Annotated in this window: 3 protein-coding genes and 2 pseudogenes; 4 read left to right on the top strand and 1 reads right to left on the bottom strand. The window is 57.1% G+C overall.

All coding sequences use genetic code 11. From position 1 onward, the window contains the following. Window positions 1-245 precede the first annotated feature (245 nt). The 4 genes and pseudogenes from mobF to VN887_15345 all read left to right on the top strand — a co-directional run bounded on the left by mobF (window position 246) and on the right by VN887_15345 (window position 3,865). A pseudogene (mobF, locus tag VN887_15360) lies at window positions 246-1,094 on the top strand (MobF family relaxase). Between the two features lie 81 nt (window positions 1,095-1,175). Then, entirely contained in the window at window positions 1,176-3,020 is a 1,845-nt protein-coding gene (locus VN887_15355) for an AAA family ATPase (protein ID HXT41384.1), read from the top strand. Further along, window positions 2,986-3,351, top strand: coding sequence for a hypothetical protein (locus tag VN887_15350; GenBank protein HXT41383.1), 366 nt, complete (start codon window positions 2,986-2,988; stop codon window positions 3,349-3,351). The genes VN887_15355 and VN887_15350 overlap by 35 nt, the downstream gene beginning before the upstream one ends. A gap of 25 nt (window positions 3,352-3,376) precedes the next feature. Next, entirely contained in the window at window positions 3,377-3,865 is a 489-nt protein-coding gene (locus VN887_15345; GenBank protein HXT41382.1) for a hypothetical protein, read from the top strand. Here the strand turns inward: VN887_15345 and VN887_15340 are convergent. Next, window positions 3,862-4,029 (bottom strand): annotated as a pseudogene (locus tag VN887_15340) (JAB domain-containing protein). The gene VN887_15345 and the pseudogene VN887_15340 overlap by 4 nt on opposite strands. Between the last annotated feature and the right edge of the window lie 136 nt (window positions 4,030-4,165).

Raw genomic sequence — 4,165 nt, 5'->3', positions numbered from 1 at the left:
AGCGCAACCACATGCCGAATGTGGTCAGCCTTTCTCCGAACCAGCCTTTAAGCACGCCGAACATACTGAATCCAAGTCTTTCCAACGGGGGCGGATTTGACAAGTGCGGTCGAGGACCGCCGAATTGAAGCGTCTCCTACGACTCAGACGAGGAGATGTATGTGATACACAAAGCGGCCCGCCCGTCGTGATAGTGTCCACTCGTAGTCACGGCAAAGACGCAATACAACCTCAAGAACGCGCGAGAATATTTTGAGGAGCATCTCTGCGTTGGCGATTACTACAACGAAGGGCAGCGCGTGGCCGGCGAATGGATTGGGCTGGGTGCGGAACGACTTGGACTGTCCGGCAAAGTCCGAGCCGATGATTTCCTGCGACTGTGCGAAAATCAAAATCCCTCCACAGGCGAAACGCTGACCCAGCGGCTGAACACCACGCGGAATGAGGACGGCGAGAACGCAGCCAATAGGCGGATATTCTACGACTTCACGTTCTCACCGCCGAAGTCGGTTTCCCTTGCGGGCTTCCTGGGCAAAGACGACCGGATTCTTGAAGCTCATGCGCGAGCTGTAAGGTCGGCGTTAAGGGAATTCGAGGCGTTCGCAGCGACGCGTATTCGGACGGGCGGCGCACAGAGCGACCGTCTCACGGGCAACTTCGCTGCGGCTCTGTTCACGCACGATACGTCGCGCGCCCTCGACCCGCACCTGCACACGCACTGCATTGTCTTCAATGCGACTTTCGATCCGGTCGAGAATCGCTGGAAGGCTCTCCAAAACTACGAACTGTTGCGCGCCAGGAAGTTTGCCGAGAATGCCTATTATCACGAACTCGCTCGCGAATTGCGGAGTTTTGGCTACCAGATTCGCAACCGGGCGCGCGGAGATTTTCAAGTCGAAGGAGTGTCGGACGAACTCTGTGAGCGGTTCTCAAAACGGCGCGCGGAAATTGACAATGCACTCGCGAAGCTGCTGGCTGAAAAACCAGAACTTGTGAGTGGTGATGTGATGGCCACGCGCCGGCTGCTGGCAACGGCAGAGCGGGCACGAAAGCAACGGGATTTGAGCCGGGACGAATTGCTGACCCTATGGGAATCGCAATTGACGCGAGAGGAGAGGCAACCAATCAGCCGCCTGCGTAATCAGTACACGCAAAGTCCATCGGACGAAAAGCGAATGTCCTTAGCCGATGCCGTACAATGGGCGGAGGAACATTTGTTCGACCGAAACTCCGTCGTGCTTGAGTGCCAGTTGTGGCAGGAAGCGCTGGGCCGGGCGCGAGGCGAGACGTTCTCGGTGTCTGAACTGACGGACTTCACCCGGCGGCGCGGCTACATCCGGGACGAAGCGCGTCCTGGCGAAGTCACTCTGCGTGACGTTCTGCTTCGTGAGTGGGAAATCGTTCAGTCGGCGAAGGAAGGCGTTGCGGCCTGCCATCCGCTGGTGACGAATCCGCGCCCGGTACATCCGAAATTGGATGATGAGCAACGCAAGGCTCTCGACGCCTTGCTGTCGTCAACAAATACCGTCTCGCTCTTTCGCGGTGGTGCGGGCACAGGCAAAAGTTTTGTTCTGCGCGAAGTGGTTGAGCAAGTTCAACAGGCCGGTCGGCGCGTGGTTGTCCTCGCGCCGCAACGTCAGCAAGTCGTGGACATGGAGAAAACCGGACTGCCGTCACCGTCAACGGTCGCAAACTTCCTCCTCAAGTGCGAACTGCCGGAACACGCGGTCGTCGTCGTGGACGAGGCGGGCCAGATTGGTGGACGGCAAATGCTGGAGTTGATCAGGCTGGTGCGCGAGCGAAACGCGCGGTTATTGCTTTCGGGCGACACAAGACAGCATGGAGCAATCGAGGCATCGGACGCTTTGCTTGCCATCGAGCGACACTCCGGCGTTAAGCCGGTCGAACTCCACACGATTCGTCGGCAAGACCCGTCACTTGGTCGTGATGACGATGAACGAACCCGAATCAGGCGGTATCGGAAAGCGGTTGAATTGGCTGCGGCTGGCAAAATGGGCGAGTCATTTGAGCGCCTCGACAAGATGGGCGCGGTGGTGGCGTGCGGTTTGGGCGATCAAGCCGACAAGCTCGCTGAAGAGTATCTTCGTCTCGCCGAAGAAAACGCCTCGGCAGTTGTCGTTTCGCAGACGTGGGCAGAGGTTCATCGCGTCAACTCGCGCGTCCGCGACGCGCTGAAATCAAAGGGATTGATCGGCGCGGCAGATTCGGTTGTTCAGGCGCTCGACAAACTTGACCTCACAAACGCACAGAAACGCGATGAGCGGTTTTATCCGAAGGATGCCGTCGTTGTCTTCAACCAGAAAGTTCGTCAGGCCGAACCCGGCGCGAAAGGAAAACTCGCGGGCATCGTGAAAGCGGGGGTGCTTGTCGAAGTCGGTGGGAAGTTCGTCACCGTTTCAAACAAAATGCTGACGCATATCACCGTCTGCCAATCGCGCGACGTTGCCCTCGCGGAAGGCGACCGCCTGCATCTAAAGGCGAATCGCAAGCTCGCGTCTGGCGGCCGTGTCACGAATGGCGAACTCGTCACGGTGAAGTCCGTTCGCTCCGACGGCGGTGTCGAACTCAGTGACGGTCGCGTTTTGGACAAGAGTTTCCGCGAATTCCTGCCTGGCTACGCCGTCACGTCCTACGGTTCACAAGGCAAGACGGTGGATTACGTACTGTTCTCCGATTCGACCATCAAGGCTGCGACCAACGCGCAACAATGGTACGTGACCATCTCGCGCGGGCGGCGCGGCATCCGCATTTTCACGCCGGACAAGGCGCAGCTCCGCGAGAATGTCGCGCGCGCCGGCCATCGTCCATTGGCGATGGAATTTGCATCTGGATTCCCTCCGCGCCGCGCGGTCCGTCTTTGGGATCGGCTGCACGGCTATCTCCTCCGCTTCGGGCGTCGAGCCGCCGACAACTTTATCCGGCTGAAGTTGGCTCGCCGCCGTCACCATCAACCCACACAAAAACATGAGCACAAAATCACCCGAATGTTGGGCGAATGACCCGCAAGCGCGCGGTGTTCGCGTCGAAATCTCGGCAGACCATTCCATGCTGCTGCCCCATGACGAATTTGCTTTCGCCGAACTCAAGGGCGAGGGCAAGGAGCAGGAACTCCGGCTGGTCTTCGCCATGCACGAAGTTTTGGTTCGCGGCCATTCCTTGCGGCGTATCGAGACGGCGATGCAACGATCCGAGTTGTCGCTTCTGACTACACTCTCTGGCAAGCAGCGGTCACTCATTCCGGACGGCCAACCGGTGGTTGTTGAAATAGTCGTAACCGAAATGGAATCACAGCCGAAGCGAGCCGAAGACACGCGCGGCGCTTTACAGTAGTCCAAATGCTTGTTTCCATCTGATCATGGCGGCAGGAAAAGTCAGTCCATCGCAGGCCAAGAACTTTATCGCTCGTTCACTTCGGGCCGTGGCAGACCCGCATCCATCCGGCACGGCGCTCCAGAAGTTGTGGAAGCACTTCAATAATCAATGTGCGTATTGTGGGCATAAGCTTCGGCCTGGAATGGAGGATGCCAGCTATGACCATCTTGTGCCGAACGGGGGCAACCACCTGGGCAACATCGTTCTCGCCTGTGGTCGTTGTAATGAATACGAGAAACTGAATGCAGATTGGGACGCCTTTCTTCGTAAGAAGGCAACAATATCGAAATTGTATCACGAACGCCGTTCTCGAATTCTTGACTGGCAAAAGTGTCACAAGGGCGATCATTCGCAAGTAAGCCAAGTCCTTCTTGAGCAGGCCGAAGATTGCATCCGACGAGCAGTGAAGTCTTTTGATCGCGAGCTTTCCAAGCTTCGCGCAGCCAAGCATAAGGCGAAAGACCGCCGTTAGGCGGAGTAGAAATAACCCAAGGATCGAAGCGATGAGTGGTTGGGATTGCCAATGACAATGTGGTCGAGGACTTCGATTTTGAGAAGTTGACCAGCCCGGATGAGGTCACGGGTGATTTTGATGTCGGCTTCGGATGGTGTCGGCTCACCGCTCGGATGATTGTGTTATGTGAAGCATCCGTTTATGTGGAGTTGAAAACGAAAACTTCGAGAACAGGCCGGTTTGATCTTTGTGATCGAGCCGGTTTTTTCACATAAATCCGTGCACGGATCGGGCGATTAGGGCGAGCGAACTGAACCG

The sequence above is a fragment of the Candidatus Angelobacter sp. genome (genome assembly GCA_035607015.1).
Lineage (GTDB): Bacteria > Verrucomicrobiota > Verrucomicrobiia > Limisphaerales > AV2 > AV2.
The sequence above is the reverse complement of the archived record's forward strand: the minus strand, read 5'-3'. Positions and strand labels throughout refer to the sequence as shown.